The following is a 22475-nucleotide window of genomic DNA, read 5'->3' as shown; positions in this document are numbered from 1 at the left end:
CCCTTATTTGAATGAATCACCATTCATAAACCAACTGAATTCATTATATAAGAAAAGTTCTGAAAATACAATAGAGCACATGGATAAATCATCCACGTGCTCGAATATGTGTTAAATATCTCCAACGAATTAAATAGAAGTAAATAATTTGCATCACTGTAAAACCTGCGAGAACGAGTATCATTTCTTTTGCAATCGAAATCTCAGCAAGTGCATCCCAAATGACTTGCAGGGACAAAAATGCAAAGGCACTATGAAGTAAGGCTACACCCCACGGGAAGAAAAATTGTGGAATCAGTTGACGGTTCACAATTCGCTTGAGTTCGCGGTCCGTAAGCCCCATTCTTCTGAGCACATCAAATTGTTTGCGATCACGGTCGAGCGTCGTATACAAACGGAAATAGATGAAACTACCTGCCGCCAGAAAAAATACTGCCGCGAGTAACAAGCCGATTAAGAGTAACAATGAAAATGTCGTTCGTATAATCGAGTAATTTAATCCAGGGTTGTCAAACGTAAATGGCAACATATTCGATGTCCCTAAAATAAAAGACTCCGTTATCGTATCGTCTATCGATAAGCCAATTTCCTTTGTCTCTTGCCAATCAGGTATATCAAACGCATAATACATTTTCGGCGAAAAGTTCCCGTACGTTCCAATTACCTCTACCTTATTGTAATCAATATCATTCAAAACAATTGCATTTGCGCTTATTGAATTCGACTGAAACAATTGATAGGGATATGCACCTGCAATTTTAATCTTCACAAGGCTTTCTTCAAGCTCTGTCTGAACTACGCGTTCATTTAAACTTTTATAGGCTGAGGCGGATGGTGGTAAAAAAAGTGCTTCTCCTTCATTTAACTGAATTGACAAATGCCCATAAATACTGCTCAATTTATTCAAATCGGAAATACGAAGAATTGCGACTTCGCTTTTCGAGTAGGATGAAGTTTGATACAATATTTGTATTTTTTCTAGTTCATACTCGATTTGTTGCGCCTTCAACTCTTTTTCAACCTGTGCAATATGTGTTTTTTCATGCGGGTTTTCCGCTTCACTTATATATACAAGACCTAACGGATTCATTTCCCGATATTGAGATGCGAATGACGTCAAGGATGCCAGTGTACCAACCGACATAAATGCGACCGTAGAAACGATTGTTACAACGAAAAACATTCTAGCGTTTTCACGAAGCCGAACCATTCCTTCCGAAATCGATAACAAGCGAAAGTGTTGCCAATAAAATCGTTTATGCTTTTTCATCATATGTAAAAGTAACGGGAGCGAATCTGTAAAGAAATAATACGTTCCTAATGTTGCAAGAGGTGGCAATAAATACAATAGGCTGATGACGATTGTATTCGAAGTGGAAGCTGCCATTCCATAAGCAACCCCAAGACAAATCAACCCTATATAACCGCGAACCTTCGAGTAATTATGGCCGCCTTTTTTTTCCACTTCCCCTCGAAGAAGATGTGCAACTTCTCCAGATTGAATAAATATGGGGGCAACAAAAGAAATAATGATAAATAAGCTTAAAAATGCTCCGATTGTTAATAAAAACGGTTCCCATGACACATAAAGTGGGAGCGCGGGCAATAAGACAATTTCTCGGACACCCATAAAAAAGAATTTTGAAAATGTAAAGCCTAAAATCGTCCCTACTACAATTGAAACCACGCCTATCAACATCGTTTCAATAAAGATCAGTCGATACAATTGGCGCTTTTCCATCCCTAAATGAAGAAGGATTCCAAACTCCTTGGACCTTGCCTGTAAAAATGCGCGCATGGAATAGAATAAGAAAAACAGCGTAAAAATATAGAGGATAATTTCTGCAACAGCCATACCTACAAATGCTATTTCCTGAATAAAGCGGTCTTCAATTGAAGGATGAAACAAAAGCATTGAATACAGAAAAAACACCATAACTGAAAAAACACTGGCCATGAAAAATGCAGCGTAGATCCGCCGGTTGCGAATGACGTTACGATAAGCGAACTGTCGAAAGGTCATGATGGCCCCCTAATAGCGAAAGTACATTTAAAATTCTTTGGTAAAACGTTTGCTGTCGCTCATCCTTATAGATTTCATTGAAAAACTCTCCATCTTTAATAAATAAAACCCGGTCACAATAACTCGCAGCAATTGGGTCATGCGTCACCATAATAATGGTTGTCCGCTCCGTTTCATTAATCAACGTAAGAAGTTCTAGAACATCCTTCGCAGACTTTGAATCCAGATTCCCTGTTGGTTCATCCGCAAGAATAATTTTAGGTTTATGTACGAGTGCGCGCCCAATTGCCGCACGCTGCGCCTGGCCTCCTGATAATTCATCGGGTCTTCGATCTAGAAATCCGGATAAATCCAGCTGTTTCGATAATTCTTCGATTCGTCTTTTCATTTCCTCGAAAGATAAGCCATCTAAGGTGAGCGGCAATACAATATTTTCTTCGACAGTTAGCATTTGAAGCAAGTTAATGTCTTGAAAAACAAACCCTAAATTTCGGCGTCTGAACAGAGCTAGTTCATTTTCCGAAAGTTCCTCAGGTTCAATTCCACCGACCAATAATTTCCCATATGTCGGCAAATCAATTGTAGAAATCAGATTCAGCATGGTTGTTTTCCCACTACCTGAAGGACCCATTACTGCGATGAAGTCGCCTTCCAATGCTTCAAAATCAAGTCGATTCACTGCACGATGCATGACTTTTCCTTCATAGATTTTCGTTACTTCTTTCAGTTCCACGACTTTCCTCACCATCATTGTTCCCCTCCGATTCACCGTTTTCAAATAGCACTGTCACAGTCGTTCCTATAGTTTGCTTGGATTCGATTTGTAACGGATGGCCCAGTCGTTCACATACCACTGAAGCAATATAGAGCCCCATTCCGGTAGATTCACCCGTCAGTCTACCGTTTTCTCCAGTAAAAAATGCTCTCGTTATTCGGTTCAAATCTGAAGCTGGAATACCCACACCCTCATCTTGAATGGAAAGTGCAATTCCTTGTTCGGTTTGTGTAGCGAATAGATTCACTTTTTTCCCTTCATCAAACGTATACTTAACTGCATTTGTTAAAAACTGTGCGATGACAACCCGCATCCACTTGAGATCGGTTGCGATGACAAAATGCTCATCAATGGAAATGACAGGAAACACGCCATTCGCAATGAATAACCTTTTATGGTCCGTCACTACTTCTTGTATGAGCTTCTTTAAATTCACTTTTTCGATATGCATATCTTCTTCAAAAGTTTCGAGTCGCGCATTCAATAAGACCGTATCCAAGCCACTTTGAAGTCGTTCAATTTCCTCGGATACACTGTCGCGGTCCAATTCACCTTTTTCTTGCAATAAAAGCCCGATTACAGAAATAGGTGTTTTCATTTGATGAACCCAATGATTCATAAAGTCACGCTGGCGATTTTGAGCGGTATATAATGTCTGCACTTCATTTTGATACAGTTTATACAAGACACGCATAAATCTAGAAATTTCCGCATGTTCCGGTGTTGGTGCATATCGAATAAGCGCGTTTTCCATCGATTCAGGTACTCGTGTAATTTGTGTGTAAAATGAACGTCTCAGCACATATTTCCCGGCAAGATACCCTGAAGTCAATAATGTACTAATGATTAATGAGTAAATCGCCGTGTTGTAGTTTCGAAAGCCATCCAACCAATACAATAGAAATATAAACAGAACAAGAGCCATTTGAAAAAGAAGTAACGAACCATGTTCTCGAACAAATAGCCAGATTGACTTCATAACTCCTCCGCTGAAAGGACAAAGCGATACCCCGCACCGCGTACAGTTTCAATTGTCGATTTCACGTTGTAATCCGCAATCTTTTTACGTACTCGTGTCATATTTACATTCAATGTATTTTCGTCAACAAAGGATTGGTCGTCCCACAACTCTTCAAGCAAAATTTCCCTTGAAACCACTTTCGGCGAGGCCTCCATTAAAAGTTCCAAAATAACACATTCCTTTTTCTGAAGTGGGATGATTTCTTCTCCAATATGCAGCTCCATTCGTTCAATAAATAAACAGAGCGCACCCATTTTCACCGTACGTTCAGATTGAATTGGTGCATATTCTCCGAAGGATCTACGCAAATGGCTTCTTATTTTGGCTAGGACGATTTCATAGTGGAAAGGTTTCGTGATAAAATCATCCCCGCCATTTTCAAGGGCAAATACTTGATCCATATCCCCTGAACGCGCGGAAATAAACAAGATTGGGCAAGTTGTATGCATACGTAATTGGCGGCACCAATAATAGCCATCATATGAAGGTAAATTTATGTCTAATAAGATTAAATGCGGATCGAAAGCAAGGCATTCGTCTGTTACCTGATCAAAGTCTTCAATAATTGCTACTTCATACTGATACTTGCGAAGCGTTTCAGCTAAAAGTTGCGCAATTTTCCGGTCGTCTTCTACAATAAATATCCGGTGCTTCATATATGTAACCCCCTTATATCCCTTCTTAGTAGTATAACGAAGATACGAGAATTCCGTCTAATTTTATGGGAATGAAAAGCATTTTTTCAGTTATGTTAAATAGCTCTTTATATAGTTGATAAAGGATTTGTACACTCCATGTCCAGTGGAATGGAAGGCGTGGAAATATCGCTTCGTCAACGTTTTTTAGCACAGCTAAAATAATGAACATTAATTGGTGATGGCCTCCCGCAGTAAGCCCGTCAGAAAGTTCACTGTCGGTCTTACTACTTCGGCTCACACTTGTCGCTTCTGCGCTGGATTGTTTGGATTCAAGGTTAGTGGCTTGAGGTAGTGGGAGAAGAAATTATTGTACATTTCCAAGTAGATTGAAGTGAAAGACGGCGACTCCGGGAGGACAGCGGGTCAGGTGGAACAACAACAGGTTGGTCCACCGCCTGCCCTCCGGAACGCGTCAGGGAAAGATCGAACTTTATCTTTCCGCACTCCAGGGAAAAATTGAACTTTATCTTTCCGCTTTTCGGATCTGAAACGGAAATCAACAGCGCTATTGTTTAAAAGCTTTAGCAACATTATTATTTAACAGAGCTCTAGTTAAAAAAAGCCCGACAGATGTCAGGCTTCTAAAAATGGATTAATAAATGAGTCCTAGAAATTCTTCTTTGGTAATTCCACCAAGATACGTTGGAACGTCGATTGGAGCTAGTGCTTCTGCAATCGCTTGTTTATCATATTGTACGCCTTTTAAAATTCCTTCAATTACCTCAACATCACCCACACCGAAAAAGTCGCCGAATATTTTCACGTCTTCGATGTTTCCTTTATTCACTTCAAGGTGAACGTCTATTCCACCAACTGGGAAACGATGTGTGTGCTGCATATTGAATTTAGGAGACTTCCCGTAGTTCCAATCCCAATTTGCATAGCGCTCTCTAGATAATTCATGGATTTTTGTCCAATCCTCATCTGTTAGTTCTAGGTACTGGATGTTTTCTTCATTTTCAAAGATAGACACAAGAATATTGTGACGGAATTCCTCAATCGTCATCGGCTCTTCAAGAAACTCGGATATATTTGCCACGCGGCTACGAATGGACTTAATTCCTTTTGATTCAATTTTATCTTTTCGTACTTTTAATGCCGAAACAACTTCTTCAATTGCTGTATCAAACATTAGTGTCCCATGACTAAACATTCTTCCGTTCGTTGCAAATTGTGCATTCCCGGAAATTTTTCGTCCTTCGACTAGAATGTCGTTACGGCCTAATAATTCCGCTTTTACTCCCATAGTTGCTAGGGCTTTTACGACTGGATCAGTGAATTTTTTAAAGTTACGGAACGACTCTCCATCGTCTTTTGTTATGAAACTGTAATTTAAGTTGCCTAAGTCGTGATAAACGGCTCCTCCACCTGAAAGACGTCGAACAATTTTTATACCGTTTGCATCTACGTATTCTGTATCAATTTCTTCCATCGTGTTTTGATTTTTTCCAACAATAATTGACGGCTCATTAATATAAAATAGTAAAAATGAATCTTTGTCGACATCCATCGTCCGTAGCACGTACTCTTCAATCGCAAGGTTGATTTGTGGATCTGTAATCCCTTTGTTATCAATAAAATACATTCAGTTCACTCCTCTAATATACGTTCACTTTATATTTTATCTGAAAAGTTCATAAATGTGTTGACATTTGATTACTTGTTGTAATACACTACTAATATACAAATCAGTTATAGTACAGATAAGTTAAAGGAGGGTGTAAAAATGCTAGAAAATGTTATCGAGTTTTTCAAAAATCTACCTGCTAAACAATGTGCAACTTGCGGTACTGAAATCGAAGAGCAACACGAATGTTACAGCAACCAGTGTGATACGTGTAACAACCTTTAATTTTTTTTGGATTAGCTGTACTACATCAGGATGAAAAACATACATTAGTGATAGTACAAAACAGAGAGGAGCCGAATACAATGCTAGAAAACGTTATCGAGTTTTTCAAAAACTTACCTGCGAAGCAATGTGCAACTTGTGGAAATGACATCGAAGAGCAACACGAATGTTACAGCAACCAGTGCGATACATGTAACAACCTTTAATTTTTTTGACCATGCTGTACTACATCAGAATAAAAAACATACCTTAGTGATAGTACAAAATAGAGGGGAGCGAAATCATATGTTAGAAAACGTTATCGAGTTTTTCAAGAACTTACCTGCGAAGCAATGTGCAACTTGCGGTACTGAAATCGAAGAGCAACACGAATGTTACAGCAACCAATGTGATACATGTAACAACCTTTAATTTTTTAATTATGCTGAAATGAGTACGCATTAGGGAGGGACGAATCACGATGTTTGAGAACGTTATCGAGTTTCTTAAAAACTTACCTACAAAAAAGTGTATTACGTGTGGAGATGCTATCGAGGAACAACGTGAATGTTATCGGAACCAATGTGACAAATGTAGCATCTTATAAGAAGAGAAGGACAGACTACAATCTAAGGAGATGAACAGAATGATTGAAAATATTATCGAGTTTTTCCGCAATCTACCCGCGAAAAACTGTGTGATTTGTGGTGAAGAAATTGAAGAACAACATGAATGTTACTCAAATAAATGTGACACATGTAACATCCTCTAAATTTTACTAGCAGCTGTGTAGGAGAAACGCATCCGACAGCTGCTTTTTTTATTGGATTAAAAGTAAATTCGTATCTACCGTAAAGTTTGGTAAATTGTAGAGAAATAGAACTTCCTCAATTGCATGTTCCTCTAAGTAACTCCGCATCGGCATTTTATTGTAACGCAAATCCAAAACATGAATCTCATCGTAATGATTCGCAAGGAAAGGAAGTAGCGCATGTGCGTAGGAATCCTTTACTACAGCCAGTTTCCTCCCCGATCCAGCAGACGTTTCAATCTTCACAAGGCTGTGATTGCCATCTAAAAAAACAGCGTACTTATCCTTTGTCTTTAAATGCCCCATTTCGAATAACGAATCGCTTATTGTTCCATCTTCATACGTCACCTTACTCTCGACACTTTTTTTAGGTGTAAATAGTTCGATCGCATCCGGTTTTGCGTCGTATGCACTTGCTTTGGAATAAAGCGTTCCGTAAAAGTCTTCAGAAACGACCTCGAACTTAAAATCTTCAATTTCCAGCGGCTCAAACCCCATCGCTTTAGCAACGTCAACGTATGCATAATAGGCCCCTCGCATTGTCCAATGATGATCTGTTTTGAAATAAATACCCTCGTCTTTATGAGAAATAAGTGAGTTATAAACATTAATGAAAAGATTGTCTTTCGTCAAATCCAATTTTATTTCATTCAACAAAAGATTTTGATCCAAAGAAGTGGCAAACTTCGGGAGTTTTTCGGGATATATACCGGCCGCAGTCGGTGCTAGAACGACATACGTTTTTTCGATGGTTGTCTGCTTTGAAAATTCATTCAACAATTGCGTATTTCTCCAAAGCTGTTTACCGACGTTAGTAAATCGCTCAAGTAAGTAGCCATCTGCTCCGAACAACACGTTATTGTTTTCTTTTTTACCAAGTGTTTTCTCCGCTTTCGCTTTTATCCCAACCCACCCATTTTTCCACGGAAATTGATCGGATAAATACGTTTCAAACTCAGATGTATATTTCCCAGAAACGAATCGATCCCATGTGAATTTAGGCTTTTGAGAGAGTGGCCGATTTTCTTGTTCCGAAAAGGTTTTATCCTCCCCAACGACACTGAACACAAACATCGTTCCAATAAACAGTAGAAATAAGGCAACAAATATTTTTTTAGACATCGACACACCTCCTAAAAGCGAAAATATAGAAATGGATTGTAGGATTCGTCTGCAAGGTATGCAGTCGATAAAAACAAAATAAGTAGGCAAAAACCTGGAATGAGTACTGTATCAATTGATTGCCAAGCGAGCCTTTTTCTAAGCGTTTTGAGAAGTGGAACAGCTCCGATTATCACAATAACTAAAAGGATTCCGTTCGTCGTAATGAGATATAGGAAGTCATCGTCCATCCACTTGTTTCCTGAAATGCCTAGCATGACAGATAAATAGCGAAGCCCTTCCTGAATATCTTCGAACACAAATAGTGGCCAACTCAGTGTAATTAATACACTAAAATAAATATGTTGAAGTACTGGATGTGTTTTTTCTAGGATTTTCAGCAGTCCCGCCTTTTCAATCATAATAATAAGTCCGAAATAAACACCCCAGGCGACAAAATTCCAACTCGCACCGTGCCAAAGTCCAGTCAATCCCCACACAATCATTAAATTCCGATACAGGATTACCTTTCCTCGCCTACTTCCACCAAGCGGAATATACACATAATCCCTAAACCAACCTCCGAGAGTGATATGCCATCTTCGCCAAAATTCAGTAATGCTACGGGAAATGAAAGGATAATTAAAGTTTTGTGGGAAACTAAATCCAAACATTCGACCAAGGCCAATCGCCATATCGGAATACCCACTAAAATCGAAGTAAATTTGAAAACCGAATGCTAAGATTCCAAGCCACGCTGCCATAATCGATAATTCAGTTACATCCCCTGCACTAACGCTGCTCCAGAGAAGTCCTATATTGTTGGCGATTAACACCTTTTTACCGAGCCCAATCGTAAAAAGCTTCGCTCCACTTGAAAACTGAGCAAGGCTAACTGTTCGTTCTGTCAATTCTTTCTCAATCACTTCATATCGAACAATCGGTCCAGCAATCAACTGCGGAAACAAGCAGACAAAAAGTGCTAATGTGAGAGGATTTTTCTGCGCCTTCACCTTTCCTCGGTACACATCAATTGCGTAAGACATCGTTTGGAATGTGTAAAATGAGAGACCAATTGGCAACGGTAAATCGAGTGCCGCGAAATCAGTTCCGATCATTGCATTCACATTCTGGACGAGAAAATCAGCGTATTTAAAAAAGGATAACAGTCCAATATTTACGATAAGTGATGAAAGTAATCCTAATTTAGCAAGCAACGGGTTACTCAGCCGATACTTTTCTATGATTCGCCCATGAAAATAATCCGTTATTGCAGAAAATAACATTAGAAATATATAGATCGGTTCTCCCCAAGCATAGAAAAACCAACTCACGAGAAGCAAAACAATGTTTTTCAGCTTCATCGGAGCAATAAAATAAATAAATAGCGTGATCGGTAAAAAGAAAAATAAGAATACGAGACTACTAAAAACCATTCCAACACATCCGATTTGAAAAAGGCACACTACGAAAACGATAGTATGCCTTTAGTTTCTAAGTTTTATTTTACACTTTTCTTGAATATATCTTCAATTACTTCTGGATTATCATACGTTATGTAAATCAAATACAGGCCTTCAGTGACAATTCGGTTGTTTTTCACCTTTTCATATTGATCGGGTAAATAACGTTCCCATGTCGCCGTCTGTGCCGCCAATTCACGCTCCAACGCTTCTTTGAGCGAATCTACTTTGGTGTTATCCTTCGCTTTCAACACGATAATGTCATTAGAATTGACGTTCATCATCGGTGAAAGTGCAAACCCTTCTTCAATGTCTTCAACGTTTAATTCCATCCGTTCAAGGAGAATAGACGCCAACATGTCTTCTTCGTCACCACTTGTTAAATTGGAACTGAAATAACCACTTAACTCACCATCAACTAAGACTTCTTCGCCGCCAAAATCGTCTTTCATATCTTCAGCCATTTGCTCTTTAATCGCATTCATAATATCCGATGTAGAAGCGGTCGATGTAGCTTCTTCCTTGTCCGCACCACCACACGCTGAAATGACTAGAATCAATGCACATACTCCTAAAATACTCAAAAACTTCTTCATGTTTTCCCTCCTGAATTCATCGTACAAATTATTGGACGTCGTTGGAAGAATTGAGTTACACATTTTATTGATTATTATTGTGATAAATTAATAGTGTGAAATTTATGCTTGGTGGTGTGCTACGAATATGGTGCGTTGTGCAACCTAATCTCCCGGGAGTGCAACGAAAACTGGGCGTTGTGCAACCAATTGACGAGTGACCAACAAACTTGGTGCGTAGGCCAACCTAATCTCCGGGGAGTGCTACAAATACTACGCGGTGCCCAACCTTTTGACGAGTGTCCAACAAACTTGGTGCGTAGACCAACCTAATCTCCGGGGAGTGCTACAAAGACTGGGCGTAGTGCAACCTTTTGACGCGAGTCCAACAAACATAGCGCGTTGCCCAACCTAATCTCTCGGGAGTGCAACAAAACTAGGTGTAGTGCAACCTTTTGACACGAGTCCAACAAACCTGGTGCGTTGTGCAACCTAATCTCCTGGGAGTGCAACAAAGTCTAAGCGTAGTGCAACCTTTGACGTGAGTCCTACAAACATAGCGCGTTGCCCAACCTAATCTCCTGGGAGTGCAACAAAGACTAGGCGTAGTGCAACCTTTCGACGCGAGTCCAACAAACATAGCGCGTTGCTCAACCTAATCTCTCGGGAGTGCAACAAAACTAGGCGTAGTGCAACCTTTTGACACGAGTCCAACAAACATGGTGCGTTGTGCAACCTAATCTCTCGGGAGTGCAACAAAAACTAGGCGTAGTGCAACCTTTGACGTGAGTCCAACAAACATGGAGCGTTGTGCAACCTAACCTCCCGGAAGTGCAACAAAGACTAGGCGTAGTGCAACCTTTCGACGCGAGTCAAACAAGCATAGCGCGTTGGCCAACCTAATCTCCGGGGAGTGCAACAAACACAGGGCGTAGTGCAACCTTTTGACACGAGTCCAACAAACATGGTGCGTTGTGCAACCTAATCTCTCGGGAGTGCAACAAAAACTAGGCGTAGTGCAACCTTTGACGTGAGTCCAACAAACATGGTGCGTTGTGCAACCTAATCTCCCGGGAGTGCAACAAAGACTGGGCGTAGTGCAACCATTGACGCGAGTCCAACAAACATAGTGCGTAGGCCAACCTAATCTCCCGGGAGTGCAACAAAGTCCAAGCGTAGTGCAACCTTTCGACGCGAGTCCAACAAGCATAGCGCGTAGGCCAACCTAATCTCCCCACAGTCCAACAAACACAACGCACTCCCCCAACCAATCCCCCTCCACCCACAAAAAAAGGGCCCAGCCGATGTGGCTGAGCACCTATTTGATGTCTAGTCTCCATCGCCTAGCCCACTGTGGAAAAGATAAAATCTCCAAAAGTCAAAGGACGACTTCCGGAGATTTTCCTATTTCCTTCGCGGGCTACCCAGGCGCTTGCGCTTTTCTTGATAAATTATTTTGAAATATGTGTTGTGTAGTCCGCTAGAAGTCTGGCACCGTAGCCCGTTGCTGATTTTGCGTAGTAGCCAGAAGCCTTGCTCTTGTCCATAACGCCTGCCATATCCACGTGCAGCCACTTGCTTTCTTTCGGTACAAAACGGCGTAGGAATAATCCTGCTGTTATTGATCCTGCAACTGATAGAGAACTAATATTGTTCATGTCTGCATAATCGCTATCTAGTGAGCTATCGTATGCATCGACCAACGGCATTGGCCAATTGAAGTCGCCATTGACGTCGCCTATTTTTTTCATCGTAGCTGACAATTCTTCGTCTCCGAAGACGCCGCCTAACTCTGTACCGAGTGCGTTGACGACCGCACCAGTCAATGTAGCGATGTTTACGATGTACTCGGCTTTCCATTCACCTGCGCGAATCAAACCGTCTGCGAGGATCAAGCGGCCTTCTGCGTCCGTGTTACCGACTTGCACCGTAAGACCGTTTTTGTATTGGATCACTTCACCCGGATTGACGGCTGTGTTATCCGGCATGTTTTCAGCGATTGGAATTAGCGCTACGACGTTTACTTTCGCGTTCATTTTCGCAAGTAAAGTCATTGCACCTGAAACAGCTGCCGCCCCTCCCATATCCATACGCATATCACTTAAATCTTTCCCACTCTTCAAACTAATGCCGCCTGTGTCGAACGTGACGCCTTTTCCAACGAGTGCAACAAGTGGTTTGGATGCGTCGCCTTTATACACAAGTTCAACAAATGAAGGGTCATGCATGCTTCCGCGACCTACTGTGAGAAGGCCATTCATTTCCAATTCTTCAAGCTTCTTTTTATCGAACACATTCACTTCAACAGCTGTACCCTCAAAGTTTTTCTTGAGGACTTCTGGGAATGTTGATGGATTCAAAACGTTGGAAACTTCGTTCATTAAATCACGTGAAAAGGACATTGCCTCCGCACGATTTTTTCCTGTTTCAACAAAGATTTGCGCTTCATCTCCAGTTATCTGCAACTCTGTTTTAAACGCTTTAACGCTTGGCTTATATTTAACAAATTGATAGGCACCTAAGTCCCATCCTTCGGCAAATGCTGTTAACACATCGCCCGCTTCAAACTCACCGTAGCCATTTGTCAGGCTGTCCGCTGAAATATCAGCACTTGTAACTTTACTTGCACTTAATTCTCTAGCAATCGCACCTGCAGTTGCACGCACATTTTCTAGAGATGATTTCTTGCTTTCTTTTATGACAACATAGTGTGTTTCATTTAGGAATACAGAACTATGATTCCCAGATTTGTTTTTCACAAATTCTTGAACTGCTCCATTTCCAGCAATCAATTCATCCGATTCAAAAATCACTTTAACTTCAATAGACATTCAACATTCCTCCTAATTAACCTCATCGACAAGTTTTCAAAAAATTGTCTATGATAAGTGTAGCACTCTTAAAGACTATCTTCTATTTAAAACGACGAGAAGAAACGTCGCAAAAGGTCCCAATAACAAAGAGATCAGAAACCAATTCAAACCGCCTCTTCCTTTCCCTTGCGCTAGTCCCGCATTTATTAACGCCAAAGTTCCCCATCCAACGAAATACCCTTCCATCTCATTCACTCCTTTTCAACTGAACAATCCATACTATGTATTACGTTGCGATTACCCAAAAGTTTCAAAACAACAGTTGTGGTACACTTTTCTTACTTTCACCTTTAAGGAGGAATCCACTTTGAAAAAACCGTGGGATTTGAACCATTTGATTAATACGTTTGAAAGCCATCGAAATGAGTTGAATGCTGTTCCAATGGCTGCTTACATGAAAGGAAATTTCCATTTTCTAGGATTAAGAAGTCCTCTTCGCAAACAATTGTTAAAAGAATATTTTTCAGAATATACCCCACCTGAACCTAAGCACCTCTTTGAAAACGTATGGAAACTGTATCAACTCCCAGAACGGGAATATCACTACCTAGCCATAGCTCTTATTGAAAAACTGAAGAAGCATTTAACTCCAGATGATTTGCCGGTTTTCTTGCAATTAATCGAAACCAATTCATGGTGGGATAGCGTGGATTCCATTGCTCCTAATGCTGTTGGCAGAATCATTAAAATGGACCGTGAGAACGGAGAGAATGTGATGCGGGAATGGTCACAGTCAGACAATATGTGGACAAACCGTTCTGCGATTTTGCATCAGTTAAAATTTAAACAAGACACGAACGCAAACTTCCTTTTTGAGATAATCAACCAGCATACGCATTCAAACGAATTCTTTATTCAAAAAGCAATCGGTTGGGCTCTTCGCGAATATGCCAAAACGGATCCTGCAGTTGTCTTGTCTTTCACGGAGGAACACGCCTTAAAACCACTGAGTAAGCGAGAAGCATTGAAGCATTTGAAATAAAAAATAGTAGGACCTCATCCGAATTCGGGGTAAGGTCCTACTATTTCCATTCTTATTCAGGAGCCTGTCCGCCGAACGCCGCCCATTCTTCACGAGAAGGACCGCAAACACCCGGTACACGCAATCCGGCTTGCCGCATCAGTACAGTCATTTGTCCACGATGATGGACCTGGTGAACAAATACGATCCAAAGTATTTTGGAAACTCTCCATTTTTCACCATACATATCCTTTACTTCTTCAAGCGTTGCATCTGACCACTGTTCTTTCATCGCCTTTACCATCTCTTTACTTGAAGAACGATACGCTTCAGCTATTCGTGCTGCTGACGTCGGAACGGGATCCCCATCGCGCGCTGCTTCAAACTCTAACTCCGCATGGGCCAGCATCTCGTCTAGCGTCGTCACGATATGCCAAGCAATCCTTCCAAGTGACCGACCTTCAGGAGAAACCTTTTGCATCAATGATTCATCCGTCAATTCATCAAGCACTTTTTGGGTCAATTGACTTTCAATTTCCCAGTTCACAAGAAAATCTTCGATTGAATTAAACAAAATCGTCCCTCCCTAACTTCGTTTTTAACTATTGATTGACCCCGAGGATTGATCCGCCTTCACGTTTTTATAATTTTGTTCACCGACACGTTTTTTGATTTCTTCTTCCGATAATTGAGATGCTTCGGGATTCACTTGAATCTCTAGTTCTTCTTCAACCTCTACCTTTTCAAACTCTGCATTTCTTGCATCAATTTGACGACCGTATTTTTCGGATTCCTCTTTTGTCATCCGGTTGCTCGCTGGGTCGTTCGCCATTATAACGCCTCCTTTTTTGATTCACTTCGTTTATTTAATATACCCTCCAATTATCTGTACAAAACGTTCAATGCCTGTTCTTTCGAATAAATCATTTCAATCTTTCTTCCAGTGCCTCGCCGTCTTTGTAAAAACTCAAAACCCTAGCAGCACCCCTCTTCACCGAGTCTTCCATCGTCGGATTTACTAAAACGAACTTTATTCTTGTAGGGGTGCCTTTCAACAGTTCAAATGTCGGGGTTTTAGAAAAATTATACCTAATTCTACCGGGATTCTTCCCTGCTTTTAACACCCGATTGCCATAGACGTCGTTTAATTTACCGTTCGGCATGGACAGTACTGTGATAAATTGAATTTCACCGTTCGGAGAATATAATACACAAATGAAATACGTTAAACACATTTTTTTCGTGCCGTCAGTCTTCGTATAAACTGGAGGAAGATTTCCTTTATAAGGTCGAGGTGCCTTTCCTCTCACTTCAATAAAACCTTCGTAACTGTTTTGATTGTCTCCAACGAAAATATCTCCATTTATATCTCCAATATTGTCCGTAATTACCGTTTTAACATCAATATGTACAAAAGCATTATATGTTTCAAAAAATAAATCCGAACCAATTGGTGATGAATTCGGTTGTCCAAATTGGTTAAAGAGCCAATAAAAAATCCTTTCAGATCCTACTGCGAAATCTGATATTTCTTTACCTAAGTACTCTTCCCAATCGCCACGTATTTCTTCTTTAGATGTAAATCCTTCAATCATTCTTTCTCTATCTAACACTAACGAATTATGAATATTCTTCAGGTATTCGTATTCCCAAAACTCTAAGTACTCATTTGAAAATTCTTCAAACATGAAAACTCCTCCATTTCTACTCTTACACTAATTATACCAATGAATAGGGTGGCAACTACTAGTTTAGTAAACTTACTACAATTTCCCAAACGAAAACCGAATAAAATATCCCATTAGCTCGTACAACCATTTCAAAATTCACACAAAAGTTCTATGTTTGTTACACTGGGAATAAAGATTATAAAGGAGGGCTGCTATGTGACGACAATTCTTATCGATGCAGATGCGTGTCCCGTTGTGGATGAAACCATTCGCATATCAAAACAGTTCAAGTTTCCTTGTATTCTAATTTGCGATACCGCACATGAGATGCATCGGGAAGGTGCTGAAACTGTAATTGTTTCTAAAGGTGCGGATGCAGTTGATTTCGTTCTTGTGAATCGAGTCCAAAAAGGGGATATTGTCGTTACCCAAGATTATGGGTTGGCCGCCATGGTAATTGCAAAGAAAGGCTACCCCATCGATCAAAACGGGCGCTGGTATACAGAAGATAATATCGATCAACTCTTGTATGCACGGCATACCGCACAAAAAGTTCGGATGGCTGGGGGGCGTTTACGCGGACCGAGAAAAAGACTTAAAGAAAATGACCTGAAATTTGAAAAAAGCTTACTAAAATTATGCAATCAGATTGCAAACAATGAAATAGAGAATTGAATACAACTTCCCTTTATGAAAGCTTGCAGAAATTCGGCAAGCTTTCATATTTTGTTAGGCTACAACGTACGCTTAAAGACTAAGAATCTGGAGGTTGCTTATGCCTAAAATTCAAGCTGTTAGCATCTTTAAACCATCCTACGAAATCCAACAAGAACAAGCGATGCAGCTCACAAGGTCATTATTCAAAGACAAATTCAAACAAATCGAACGGTTGCTACAAGTGTTTGAGAATGGCGATATTGAAACACGAAACATTTGCATGCCTCTCAAATGGTTTGATCACGCACATGACTTCGAAGAACGCAATCGCCTTTATATTGAACATGCTGTCGATTATGGTACTCAGGCAATTTTGAAGTGTCTTGAAGACGCCAACAATTTCCCGACTCCTATTGCCCCCTCTCGTATCGACGCAATTTTCTTTATCTCAAGCAGCGGTATTGCAACACCAAGTATCGAAGCGCGGATTATGAACCGAATTCCATTTAGAGACGATACGAAACGCATTCCGATTTGGGGATTAGGTTGTGCAGGCGGTGCTGTTGGAATTAGCCGAGCAGCTGATTATTGCCGAGCTTATCCAAAGGCGAACGTCCTTGTTCTGTCGGTCGAATTATGCAGCTTATCTTTTCAAAAAGACGATTACTCGAAAAGCAATTTGGTCGGCGCATCCCTTTTTTCCGACGGCGTTGCTTGTGCGCTTATTTCTGGCGATCAATCTTCAATTCATTCGGCTCATCCGAAACCCCATATTCGTTCCACAACTTCAAAGCTAATGCCCGATTCAGAAGATGTAATGGGTTGGGATGTGAAGAATAATGGGCTCCATGTTATTTTCTCGAAAAGCATTCCAAAAATAATTACGACTTGGTTAGGTCCATTCGTTCATGAATTCCTTAGTAACAATGGAATAACTACAGCAAACATTGATCATTTCATCGCGCATCCTGGCGGCAAAAAAGTGCTTGAAGCTTATGAATCCGCATTGGAAGTTGATGCTTCAAAAACAACGATTTCTCGAGAAATTTTACGAGAGAATGGAAATATGTCCTCACCAACAATTCTTTACGTACTCCAAAGGTTCATGGAAAGCAATCCAAAACCAGGTGATTATGGGTTAATGGCTGCCCTCGGACCGGGTTTTTGTGGGGAACTTCTTCTATTAGAATGGGAATGAGGTTGATTGAAATGCTTTTCCCGATCCTTATCGCAGTGGTAGTTTTACAACGGTTAGTTGAACTGGTCATGGCCAAACGAAACGAAAAGTGGATGCGAAACCAAGGTGCATTTGAAGTCGGGGCTTCGCATTACCCATTTATGATTTTGATGCACAGTGCATTTTTTCTATCACTAATACTGGAAGTAACGGCAATAGGTAAGTCTATCTCCCCTTTCTGGGTTCCCTTACTTCTTGGATTTCTAGTTGCACAAATAGGACGAGTCTGGTGTTTGGTATCGCTCGGAAAGTTTTGGAACACTAAAATCCTAATCTTAAGAGGCGCAAATGTAATTCGAAAAGGTCCCTATCGATTGATACGTCACCCAAATTACTTAATCGTATCCATCGAGTTGCTCCTTCTACCTTTAATTTTTGAAGCTTATTTTACCGCAATCGTTTATTCCATCCTCAATGTTTGGATGTTGAGCATTCGAATCCCTATGGAAGAACAGGCCCTAAAAGAAGCGACCAATTATAGTAAACTCTTTTCAATCGACTAACCACCAGTAGCTCCGCCAACTATTTTTTGCGAACAGCTAAGTCGCATTGCAGGAAACTTATTTCATTGATATAATCATACTATTAACATTCAAACTAGTTAGACATTCGAGAGGGGTAATTCGGTGAGAATAAAATTGTTTGAGAAACTGACGAATTCATTTGAAGATATGGTAGTTATGCGTAGACATTTCCACATGAATCCTGAACTATCTTTCCATGAAGAAAAGACAGCTAAGTACATAGCTGATTTCTACTCAGATCTTGGAGTAGAAGTACGAACTGGGGTTGGTGGAAATGGTGTCGTTGCTCGTGTAAAAGGAGGCAGACCTGGAAAAACAGTCGCTCTTCGTGCCGATTTCGATGCGCTTCCTATTCAAGATGAAAAAGACGTACCTTATAAGTCGACTGTACCTGGCGTTATGCATGCATGTGGACACGACGGACATACGGCTACTCTGTTACAACTTGCAAAAGCGATTCATGAAATGCAAGAGGAACTGGCCGGCGAGTATGTTTTCATACACCAGCACGCTGAAGAATATGCTCCAGGCGGCGCGAAACCTATGATTGAGGACGGTTGTCTCGACGGCGTAGACGCTATTTTCGGAACTCACTTATGGGCTTTAACTCCTACTGGAACCGTTGAACATTTAAGTGGGCCTGTCATGGCTGCAGCTGATCGAATTGAAATTACAGTTCAAGGCGCAGGTGGTCACGGTGCGGCTCCTCATCAAACGAAGGACGCAGTTGTGATTGGTTCAGCACTTGTTACAAGTTTACAACAACTTGTTTCTCGTCGAGTGAATCCAATCGATTCAGCCGTGCTTTCAATCGGTTCTTTTATGGCAGACAATGCATTTAACATTATAGCTGATACAGCAAAACTCTTAGGCACAGTTCGTACATTCAATCCTAAAGTTCGCGACCAAATGGAAAGAGAAATTCAACGAGTTGTTGACGGTGTCGCTTTAGCGAACGATTGTACAATTCAGTGTGAATATATTCGAGGATATCCAGCAGTCATCAATCATCAGGATGAAACTGAGTTTTTGGCGAAAATTGCTGAAGATGTTCTTGGTCCAGAAGCCGTTAATGAATGTGAAGCGCAAATGGGAGGCGAAGATTTTGCATATTATTTAGAAAAAGTTCCTGGAACCTTTTTCTTTACAGGAGCAAAACCTGACGCACCCTATCCACACCATCATCCTAAATTCGACTTTGATGAAAATGCAATGCTTATCGCCGCAAAAGTGCTCGGCGCAGCTGCACTCGATTATCAAGAATAAGGTTAAAAGGTCTTTTCTCCCGGAAGGTAGAAAAGACCTTTTTTATGATTTAATAACGTTCTTAATCCCCATAAATAACAATAGTTCTAATTATTCAATTTATAGGTTGATTTAATTATCAAAATCCTTATAATGGTATTTGATAACCTAATAATTTGAAGGAGTGATTTTTATTGGATAATAAAAAAATGATTTCTGAGTTCCAAATTACATTCGACACGTTAGTCCTACAACCTATTTCTCAAGATGGTACAGACTCCACCTTTGTCATAGAAAGTCAGCAAGAATTTATCTTACCCCAAAAACCTCTCCATATGATTAAAAAATTCTGCGCTATTTTTAGCGGATCCTATGACAATGCAATGCTAATGACGACACAAGTAGTAGGTAAATTTCATAAGTTACCTGTAGTAGTAACACATTTCAATGGTTTCCCTAATATATTTTTACCGACGATGTCCGGCACTTCTAAGGACAATGTATGGATTGCATTAAACGCCATTGATAGATTTTCATCCCACGAAATGGGTTGTGAACTTCTTTTATCAAATGGACGTTCTCTAATCGTAAACGCGTCCCCCGCTACGATACAGCGCCAATATACATTAGGTACATTATTAGGTAAAGATTTTCGAAATAAACAGCTTAAAATGGTAAAATCAAGCAACCATTACTATAATCAACACGATGATATTAAAAATTGAATTTAATTAATAGCTCTGATAAATAATAATGTTGATAATTCTTATTACACAAAAGCGCTTGAGTGAGTATACCTAACACGTTGATTTCCGTTTCAGACGGATGCGTTCTTACCTCTAGTCAAGTATTTTATTTAAATGGATTATAGAAATAGTAGTAAGTTATCAGAAAGTAGCTAGGATTTGCGCTACAGACGGGCGCTTTCCGTGGGGCGGGAGGAAGCCTCCTCGCTATCTCCCACAGAGTCGCCCGTCTTTCGCTTCAATCCTACATAGTGTATAAAAGGAAGAGAAACTGACGAGCTAATCATTTTTCTTTGTTTTAAGGTATGACAAAAGGATTTTTTTGACAGGGGAAACATGTTATAGTTGGGCTGTCTCATTATGAACGGGCTATTCTGTAATCATAAGGAGTCTCATGTTGAATAAGGTGAAATGCGACTTTCAGGAACTTATTCACACATGCAATGACAGCAACCTTATGAGGTTTACTCTGAGGTTGTTTTTTTAATTGGTCATAGTATTCTACAATCGTATTCTTATTTCTTTTGCGTAACGAAATCATAGACATAATCATGAAGTAGAGAATTTTCCTCAATCTACGGTTTCCTCGTTTATTGATTCGATCCTGGTACTGGAGTTTACCTGATTGATACCGTTGAATATCAATGCCCGCATACGTATTTCCACGGACACAACCTCAGCCGCTTCCCTCACTACGCTCAGTCCAGGGTCTTCAGTTCCTGTTTTTCCGGCTGGAGTCGTCGCCTATCCGCTTCAATCAACATGCCACTTATTTTTCAAATAGTACATATCCTAAATGAATACCAACATCTTTATACGTTTCACTTAATAGGTAAAAATAAAAAAACCTCCAGCTAATTAGCCAGAAGTTTGATGCGAATCAATTATTTGTTTCCACTTTCACCTATATAATAAACGGAGGAAACTTTCCAGTTGTCTTCTTCCTTAACAAACACGGTTACTTGGCGTCCACTTTCTACGACTTCTAAACCAGTTGCTAGTTGTTTCATTGAAGTCTTAAGTTTCGAAAAAACTTGAGCTTCTTTCTCGTTATAACTAACAATTACTATGTCCGTCGCCTGACGGTCCAGGTCATATACACTAAATACATTGTCTGTCATATACGTTCGCTCTTCTTCTTTATCAAAACTCTCCGAGTGTGCCGACAACAAGTCGATATATTGATCTACATCTTTTTCATTAAATGCACTAATATATAACTCAAATACCTGTAAAAGACTCTGTTTTTCTGCTTCAGGAATATTTGTCGCTTCTTCAATCGTATCCCCTGTTATATTAAATCCTACTTTGTTTTCATCAACTCCGTGGTCAATCGCCCCATAACCGGTCGATACTTCGCCATCGTCTACAGTCCCTTGATGGATTGTTTCGCCTTTGTCACTACTACATGCACTTAAAAAAAGCACGGTAAGTACAGCTAGTAAGCTTGCTACCTTTTTCATTTCTATTCCTCCCGAAAATAAATACACTAATCTCTATTCCCTAGTCGACTCCAGACTAGCTAACAGTAAAAAGGCCGCTCCAAACGGAAGGCCCTCTTTTTCATTATACGATTCCAGTTTATTTCACTTCAACCCAGCCGTTTTTAATTGCAGAAACAACCGCTTGAGTACGATCATTTACAGCCATTTTCTGTAGGATGCTGGAAACATGATTTTTTACCGTCTTTTCAGAAATAAACAACGTTTCACCAATTGTCCGGTTACTTTGTCCATCCGTTAATAATTGCAATACTTCACACTCTCGCTTTGTAAGAAGATGGAAAGGACGTCGAATTTCATTTTGATGAAATGAGCCTTTATGTTCTCGATCGCTTAATCTACGGAATTCCTTCACTAGATTATGTGTTACTTTTGGATGTAAGTATGAACCACCTGATGCAACAACTTTAATCGCTTGGATAATCGCTTCCGCATCCATTTCTTTTAACATATATCCGAGTGTACCTGTTTTCAATGCATGGGAAACATAAGATTCATCATCGTGAATGGATAAAATAATGACTTTTGCTTCTGGGTATTCTTTCAGTAATTCTTCCGTTGCATCGACACCATTCATTCGTGGCATGTTTATATCCATAAGAATAACGTCCGGTTTATACTGTTCATAAAGACCCATTACATCGCTTCCGTCATCACCTTCAGCTATAACTTCAAAAGCGTCTTCAAAATCTAAAATGCGCTTTACACCTTCACGAAAAAGTTGGTGGTCGTCTATAATAATTATTTTAGTCATTTTTATTT

The 22475-nt window shown here is 40.2% G+C and carries 27 protein-coding genes and 1 pseudogene; 11 read left to right on the top strand and 17 right to left on the bottom strand.

Features of this window, described 5'->3' with window-relative positions; genetic code table 11:
• Positions 1-88 precede the first annotated feature (88 nt).
• From ACXYMX_RS00220 to ACXYMX_RS00195, 6 genes are all read right to left on the bottom strand, one after another.
• A complete protein-coding gene (locus tag ACXYMX_RS00220; RefSeq protein WP_459042197.1) occupies positions 89-2023 on the bottom strand; it encodes an FtsX-like permease family protein in 1935 nt (644 codons plus the stop codon).
• Positions 1995-2774: an ABC transporter ATP-binding protein gene (locus tag ACXYMX_RS00215; RefSeq protein ID WP_459042196.1), complete on the bottom strand. Its 780-nt coding sequence runs from the start codon at positions 2772-2774 to the stop codon at positions 1995-1997. The genes ACXYMX_RS00220 and ACXYMX_RS00215 overlap by 29 nt, the downstream gene beginning before the upstream one ends.
• Entirely contained in the window at positions 2725-3777 is a 1053-nt protein-coding gene (locus ACXYMX_RS00210) for a sensor histidine kinase (RefSeq protein WP_459042195.1), read from the bottom strand. The genes ACXYMX_RS00215 and ACXYMX_RS00210 overlap by 50 nt, the downstream gene beginning before the upstream one ends.
• Complete coding sequence (locus ACXYMX_RS00205; protein ID WP_459042194.1) at positions 3774-4475, bottom strand: response regulator transcription factor; 702 nt, start codon at positions 4473-4475, stop codon at positions 3774-3776. Before ACXYMX_RS00205 ends, ACXYMX_RS00210 begins: the two co-directional genes overlap by 4 nt.
• Positions 4476-4500: 25 nt before the next feature.
• The gene (locus ACXYMX_RS00200; RefSeq protein WP_459042193.1) at positions 4501-4755 is read right to left on the bottom strand and encodes a hypothetical protein; all 255 of its coding nucleotides are present in this window, start codon (positions 4753-4755) and stop codon (positions 4501-4503) included.
• 354 nt (positions 4756-5109) lie between these two features.
• A complete protein-coding gene (locus ACXYMX_RS00195; RefSeq protein WP_459042192.1) occupies positions 5110-6102 on the bottom strand; it encodes a lipoate--protein ligase in 993 nt (330 codons plus the stop codon).
• 141 nt (positions 6103-6243) lie between these two features.
• Between ACXYMX_RS00195 and yhfH (ACXYMX_RS00190) the strand changes: the two genes are divergently transcribed.
• From yhfH (ACXYMX_RS00190) to yhfH (ACXYMX_RS00170), 5 genes are all read left to right on the top strand, one after another.
• Positions 6244-6369: a protein YhfH gene (gene yhfH, locus ACXYMX_RS00190; protein WP_459042190.1), complete on the top strand. Its 126-nt coding sequence runs from the start codon at positions 6244-6246 to the stop codon at positions 6367-6369.
• A gap of 80 nt (positions 6370-6449) precedes the next feature.
• Positions 6450-6575, top strand: coding sequence for a protein YhfH (yhfH, locus tag ACXYMX_RS00185; RefSeq protein ID WP_459042191.1), 126 nt, complete (start codon positions 6450-6452; stop codon positions 6573-6575).
• Positions 6576-6654: 79 nt separating this feature from the next.
• On the top strand, positions 6655-6780 hold the full coding sequence (gene yhfH / locus ACXYMX_RS00180; RefSeq protein WP_459042190.1) for a protein YhfH: 126 nt from the start codon (positions 6655-6657) through the stop codon (positions 6778-6780).
• Positions 6781-6829: 49 nt separating this feature from the next.
• Positions 6830-6955, top strand: coding sequence for a protein YhfH (gene yhfH / locus ACXYMX_RS00175; RefSeq protein WP_459042189.1), 126 nt, complete (start codon positions 6830-6832; stop codon positions 6953-6955).
• Positions 6956-6994: 39 nt separating this feature from the next.
• Positions 6995-7120 (top strand): protein YhfH, encoded by a 126-nt coding sequence (yhfH, locus tag ACXYMX_RS00170; RefSeq protein WP_459042188.1) that lies wholly within the window; start codon positions 6995-6997, stop codon positions 7118-7120.
• A 48-nt stretch (positions 7121-7168) separates the two neighbouring features.
• Here yhfH (ACXYMX_RS00170) and ACXYMX_RS00165 read toward each other — a convergent pair whose 3' ends face one another.
• From ACXYMX_RS00165 to ACXYMX_RS00145, 5 genes are all read right to left on the bottom strand, one after another.
• Complete coding sequence (locus ACXYMX_RS00165; protein WP_459042187.1) at positions 7169-8281, bottom strand: DHHW family protein; 1113 nt, start codon at positions 8279-8281, stop codon at positions 7169-7171.
• A gap of 11 nt (positions 8282-8292) precedes the next feature.
• On the bottom strand, positions 8293-9696 hold the full coding sequence (locus tag ACXYMX_RS00160; RefSeq protein ID WP_459042186.1) for an MBOAT family O-acyltransferase: 1404 nt from the start codon (positions 9694-9696) through the stop codon (positions 8293-8295).
• 65 nt (positions 9697-9761) lie between these two features.
• The gene (locus ACXYMX_RS00155) at positions 9762-10319 is read right to left on the bottom strand and encodes a DUF4358 domain-containing protein (RefSeq protein WP_459042185.1); all 558 of its coding nucleotides are present in this window, start codon (positions 10317-10319) and stop codon (positions 9762-9764) included.
• 1430 nt (positions 10320-11749) lie between these two features.
• Complete coding sequence (locus ACXYMX_RS00150; protein WP_459042184.1) at positions 11750-13129, bottom strand: leucyl aminopeptidase family protein; 1380 nt, start codon at positions 13127-13129, stop codon at positions 11750-11752.
• Positions 13130-13204: 75 nt separating this feature from the next.
• Complete coding sequence (locus tag ACXYMX_RS00145; RefSeq protein ID WP_459042183.1) at positions 13205-13357, bottom strand: hypothetical protein; 153 nt, start codon at positions 13355-13357, stop codon at positions 13205-13207.
• 121 nt (positions 13358-13478) lie between these two features.
• On the opposite strand from ACXYMX_RS00145, the gene ACXYMX_RS00140 reads away from it, so the two are divergent.
• Positions 13479-14153 (top strand): DNA alkylation repair protein, encoded by a 675-nt coding sequence (locus tag ACXYMX_RS00140; RefSeq protein WP_459042182.1) that lies wholly within the window; start codon positions 13479-13481, stop codon positions 14151-14153.
• 52 nt (positions 14154-14205) lie between these two features.
• On the opposite strand, the gene ACXYMX_RS00135 is transcribed toward ACXYMX_RS00140, so the two are convergent.
• The 3 genes from ACXYMX_RS00135 to ACXYMX_RS00125 form a co-directional block, all read right to left on the bottom strand.
• Positions 14206-14706 (bottom strand): DinB family protein, encoded by a 501-nt coding sequence (locus ACXYMX_RS00135; protein ID WP_459042181.1) that lies wholly within the window; start codon positions 14704-14706, stop codon positions 14206-14208.
• Positions 14707-14730: 24 nt separating this feature from the next.
• Positions 14731-14964 carry a hypothetical protein gene (locus ACXYMX_RS00130; protein WP_459042180.1) on the bottom strand — a complete coding sequence of 78 codons (234 nt, stop codon included), beginning with the start codon at positions 14962-14964 and terminating at the stop codon, positions 14731-14733.
• A gap of 91 nt (positions 14965-15055) precedes the next feature.
• Positions 15056-15820 (bottom strand): PDDEXK family nuclease, encoded by a 765-nt coding sequence (locus ACXYMX_RS00125; protein WP_459042179.1) that lies wholly within the window; start codon positions 15818-15820, stop codon positions 15056-15058.
• Between the two features lie 198 nt (positions 15821-16018).
• Here ACXYMX_RS00125 and ACXYMX_RS00120 point away from each other — a divergent pair, with 198 nt between their 5' ends.
• The 5 genes from ACXYMX_RS00120 (at position 16019) to ACXYMX_RS00100 (ending at position 20190) form a co-directional block, all read left to right on the top strand.
• Complete coding sequence (locus ACXYMX_RS00120) at positions 16019-16477, top strand: YaiI/YqxD family protein (protein WP_459042178.1); 459 nt, start codon at positions 16019-16021, stop codon at positions 16475-16477.
• A 100-nt stretch (positions 16478-16577) separates the two neighbouring features.
• Positions 16578-17657 carry a type III polyketide synthase gene (locus tag ACXYMX_RS00115; RefSeq protein WP_459042177.1) on the top strand — a complete coding sequence of 360 codons (1080 nt, stop codon included), beginning with the start codon at positions 16578-16580 and terminating at the stop codon, positions 17655-17657.
• 11 nt (positions 17658-17668) lie between these two features.
• The gene (locus ACXYMX_RS00110; RefSeq protein WP_459042176.1) at positions 17669-18199 is read left to right on the top strand and encodes an isoprenylcysteine carboxyl methyltransferase family protein; all 531 of its coding nucleotides are present in this window, start codon (positions 17669-17671) and stop codon (positions 18197-18199) included.
• Between the two features lie 123 nt (positions 18200-18322).
• Positions 18323-19486: a M20 metallopeptidase family protein gene (locus tag ACXYMX_RS00105; RefSeq protein ID WP_459042175.1), complete on the top strand. Its 1164-nt coding sequence runs from the start codon at positions 18323-18325 to the stop codon at positions 19484-19486.
• 173 nt (positions 19487-19659) lie between these two features.
• Positions 19660-20190, top strand: coding sequence for a competence protein ComK (locus tag ACXYMX_RS00100; RefSeq protein WP_459042174.1), 531 nt, complete (start codon positions 19660-19662; stop codon positions 20188-20190).
• Between the two features lie 379 nt (positions 20191-20569).
• Here the strand turns inward: ACXYMX_RS00100 and ACXYMX_RS00095 are convergent.
• The 3 genes and pseudogenes from ACXYMX_RS00095 to ACXYMX_RS00085 all read right to left on the bottom strand — a co-directional run.
• Positions 20570-20872, bottom strand: a pseudogene (locus ACXYMX_RS00095) (transposase); the annotation flags it as partial.
• A 223-nt stretch (positions 20873-21095) separates the two neighbouring features.
• Positions 21096-21674 carry a nuclear transport factor 2 family protein gene (locus ACXYMX_RS00090; protein WP_459042173.1) on the bottom strand — a complete coding sequence of 193 codons (579 nt, stop codon included), beginning with the start codon at positions 21672-21674 and terminating at the stop codon, positions 21096-21098.
• 118 nt (positions 21675-21792) lie between these two features.
• Positions 21793-22467 (bottom strand): response regulator, encoded by a 675-nt coding sequence (locus ACXYMX_RS00085; RefSeq protein WP_459042172.1) that lies wholly within the window; start codon positions 22465-22467, stop codon positions 21793-21795.
• Between the last annotated feature and the right edge of the window lie 8 nt (positions 22468-22475).

It is taken from the genome of Sporosarcina sp. CAU 1771 (assembly GCF_054482775.1).
This window is presented reverse-complemented; position numbering and strand designations above follow the sequence as displayed.

What these genes read in the sequence shown, in the direction of transcription:
- ACXYMX_RS00150 (WP_459042184.1), bottom strand. Translation starts at nt 13,129, where the DNA reads ATGTCTATTGAAGTTAAAGTGATTTTTGAATCGGATGAATTGATTGCT.
- ACXYMX_RS00155 (WP_459042185.1), bottom strand. Translation starts at nt 10,319, where the DNA reads ATGAAGAAGTTTTTGAGTATTTTAGGAGTATGTGCATTGATTCTAGTC.
- ACXYMX_RS00210 (WP_459042195.1), bottom strand. Translation starts at nt 3,777, where the DNA reads ATGAAGTCAATCTGGCTATTTGTTCGAGAACATGGTTCGTTACTTCTT.
- ACXYMX_RS00205 (WP_459042194.1), bottom strand. Translation starts at nt 4,475, where the DNA reads ATGAAGCACCGGATATTTATTGTAGAAGACGACCGGAAAATTGCGCAA.
- yhfH (WP_459042190.1), top strand. Translation starts at nt 6,244, where the DNA reads ATGCTAGAAAATGTTATCGAGTTTTTCAAAAATCTACCTGCTAAACAA.
- ACXYMX_RS00110 (WP_459042176.1), top strand. Translation starts at nt 17,669, where the DNA reads ATGCTTTTCCCGATCCTTATCGCAGTGGTAGTTTTACAACGGTTAGTT.
- yhfH (WP_459042191.1), top strand. Translation starts at nt 6,450, where the DNA reads ATGCTAGAAAACGTTATCGAGTTTTTCAAAAACTTACCTGCGAAGCAA.
- ACXYMX_RS00145 (WP_459042183.1), bottom strand. Translation starts at nt 13,357, where the DNA reads ATGGAAGGGTATTTCGTTGGATGGGGAACTTTGGCGTTAATAAATGCG.
- ACXYMX_RS00090 (WP_459042173.1), bottom strand. Translation starts at nt 21,674, where the DNA reads ATGAAAAAGGTAGCAAGCTTACTAGCTGTACTTACCGTGCTTTTTTTA.
- ACXYMX_RS00215 (WP_459042196.1), bottom strand. Translation starts at nt 2,774, where the DNA reads ATGATGGTGAGGAAAGTCGTGGAACTGAAAGAAGTAACGAAAATCTAT.
- yhfH (WP_459042189.1), top strand. Translation starts at nt 6,830, where the DNA reads ATGTTTGAGAACGTTATCGAGTTTCTTAAAAACTTACCTACAAAAAAG.
- ACXYMX_RS00195 (WP_459042192.1), bottom strand. Translation starts at nt 6,102, where the DNA reads ATGTATTTTATTGATAACAAAGGGATTACAGATCCACAAATCAACCTT.
- ACXYMX_RS00165 (WP_459042187.1), bottom strand. Translation starts at nt 8,281, where the DNA reads ATGTCTAAAAAAATATTTGTTGCCTTATTTCTACTGTTTATTGGAACG.
- yhfH (WP_459042190.1), top strand. Translation starts at nt 6,655, where the DNA reads ATGTTAGAAAACGTTATCGAGTTTTTCAAGAACTTACCTGCGAAGCAA.
- ACXYMX_RS00130 (WP_459042180.1), bottom strand. Translation starts at nt 14,964, where the DNA reads ATGGCGAACGACCCAGCGAGCAACCGGATGACAAAAGAGGAATCCGAA.
- ACXYMX_RS00125 (WP_459042179.1), bottom strand. Translation starts at nt 15,820, where the DNA reads ATGTTTGAAGAATTTTCAAATGAGTACTTAGAGTTTTGGGAATACGAA.
- ACXYMX_RS00160 (WP_459042186.1), bottom strand. Translation starts at nt 9,696, where the DNA reads ATGGTTTTTAGTAGTCTCGTATTCTTATTTTTCTTTTTACCGATCACG.
- yhfH (WP_459042188.1), top strand. Translation starts at nt 6,995, where the DNA reads ATGATTGAAAATATTATCGAGTTTTTCCGCAATCTACCCGCGAAAAAC.
- ACXYMX_RS00220 (WP_459042197.1), bottom strand. Translation starts at nt 2,023, where the DNA reads ATGACCTTTCGACAGTTCGCTTATCGTAACGTCATTCGCAACCGGCGG.
- ACXYMX_RS00115 (WP_459042177.1), top strand. Translation starts at nt 16,578, where the DNA reads ATGCCTAAAATTCAAGCTGTTAGCATCTTTAAACCATCCTACGAAATC.
- ACXYMX_RS00085 (WP_459042172.1), bottom strand. Translation starts at nt 22,467, where the DNA reads ATGACTAAAATAATTATTATAGACGACCACCAACTTTTTCGTGAAGGT.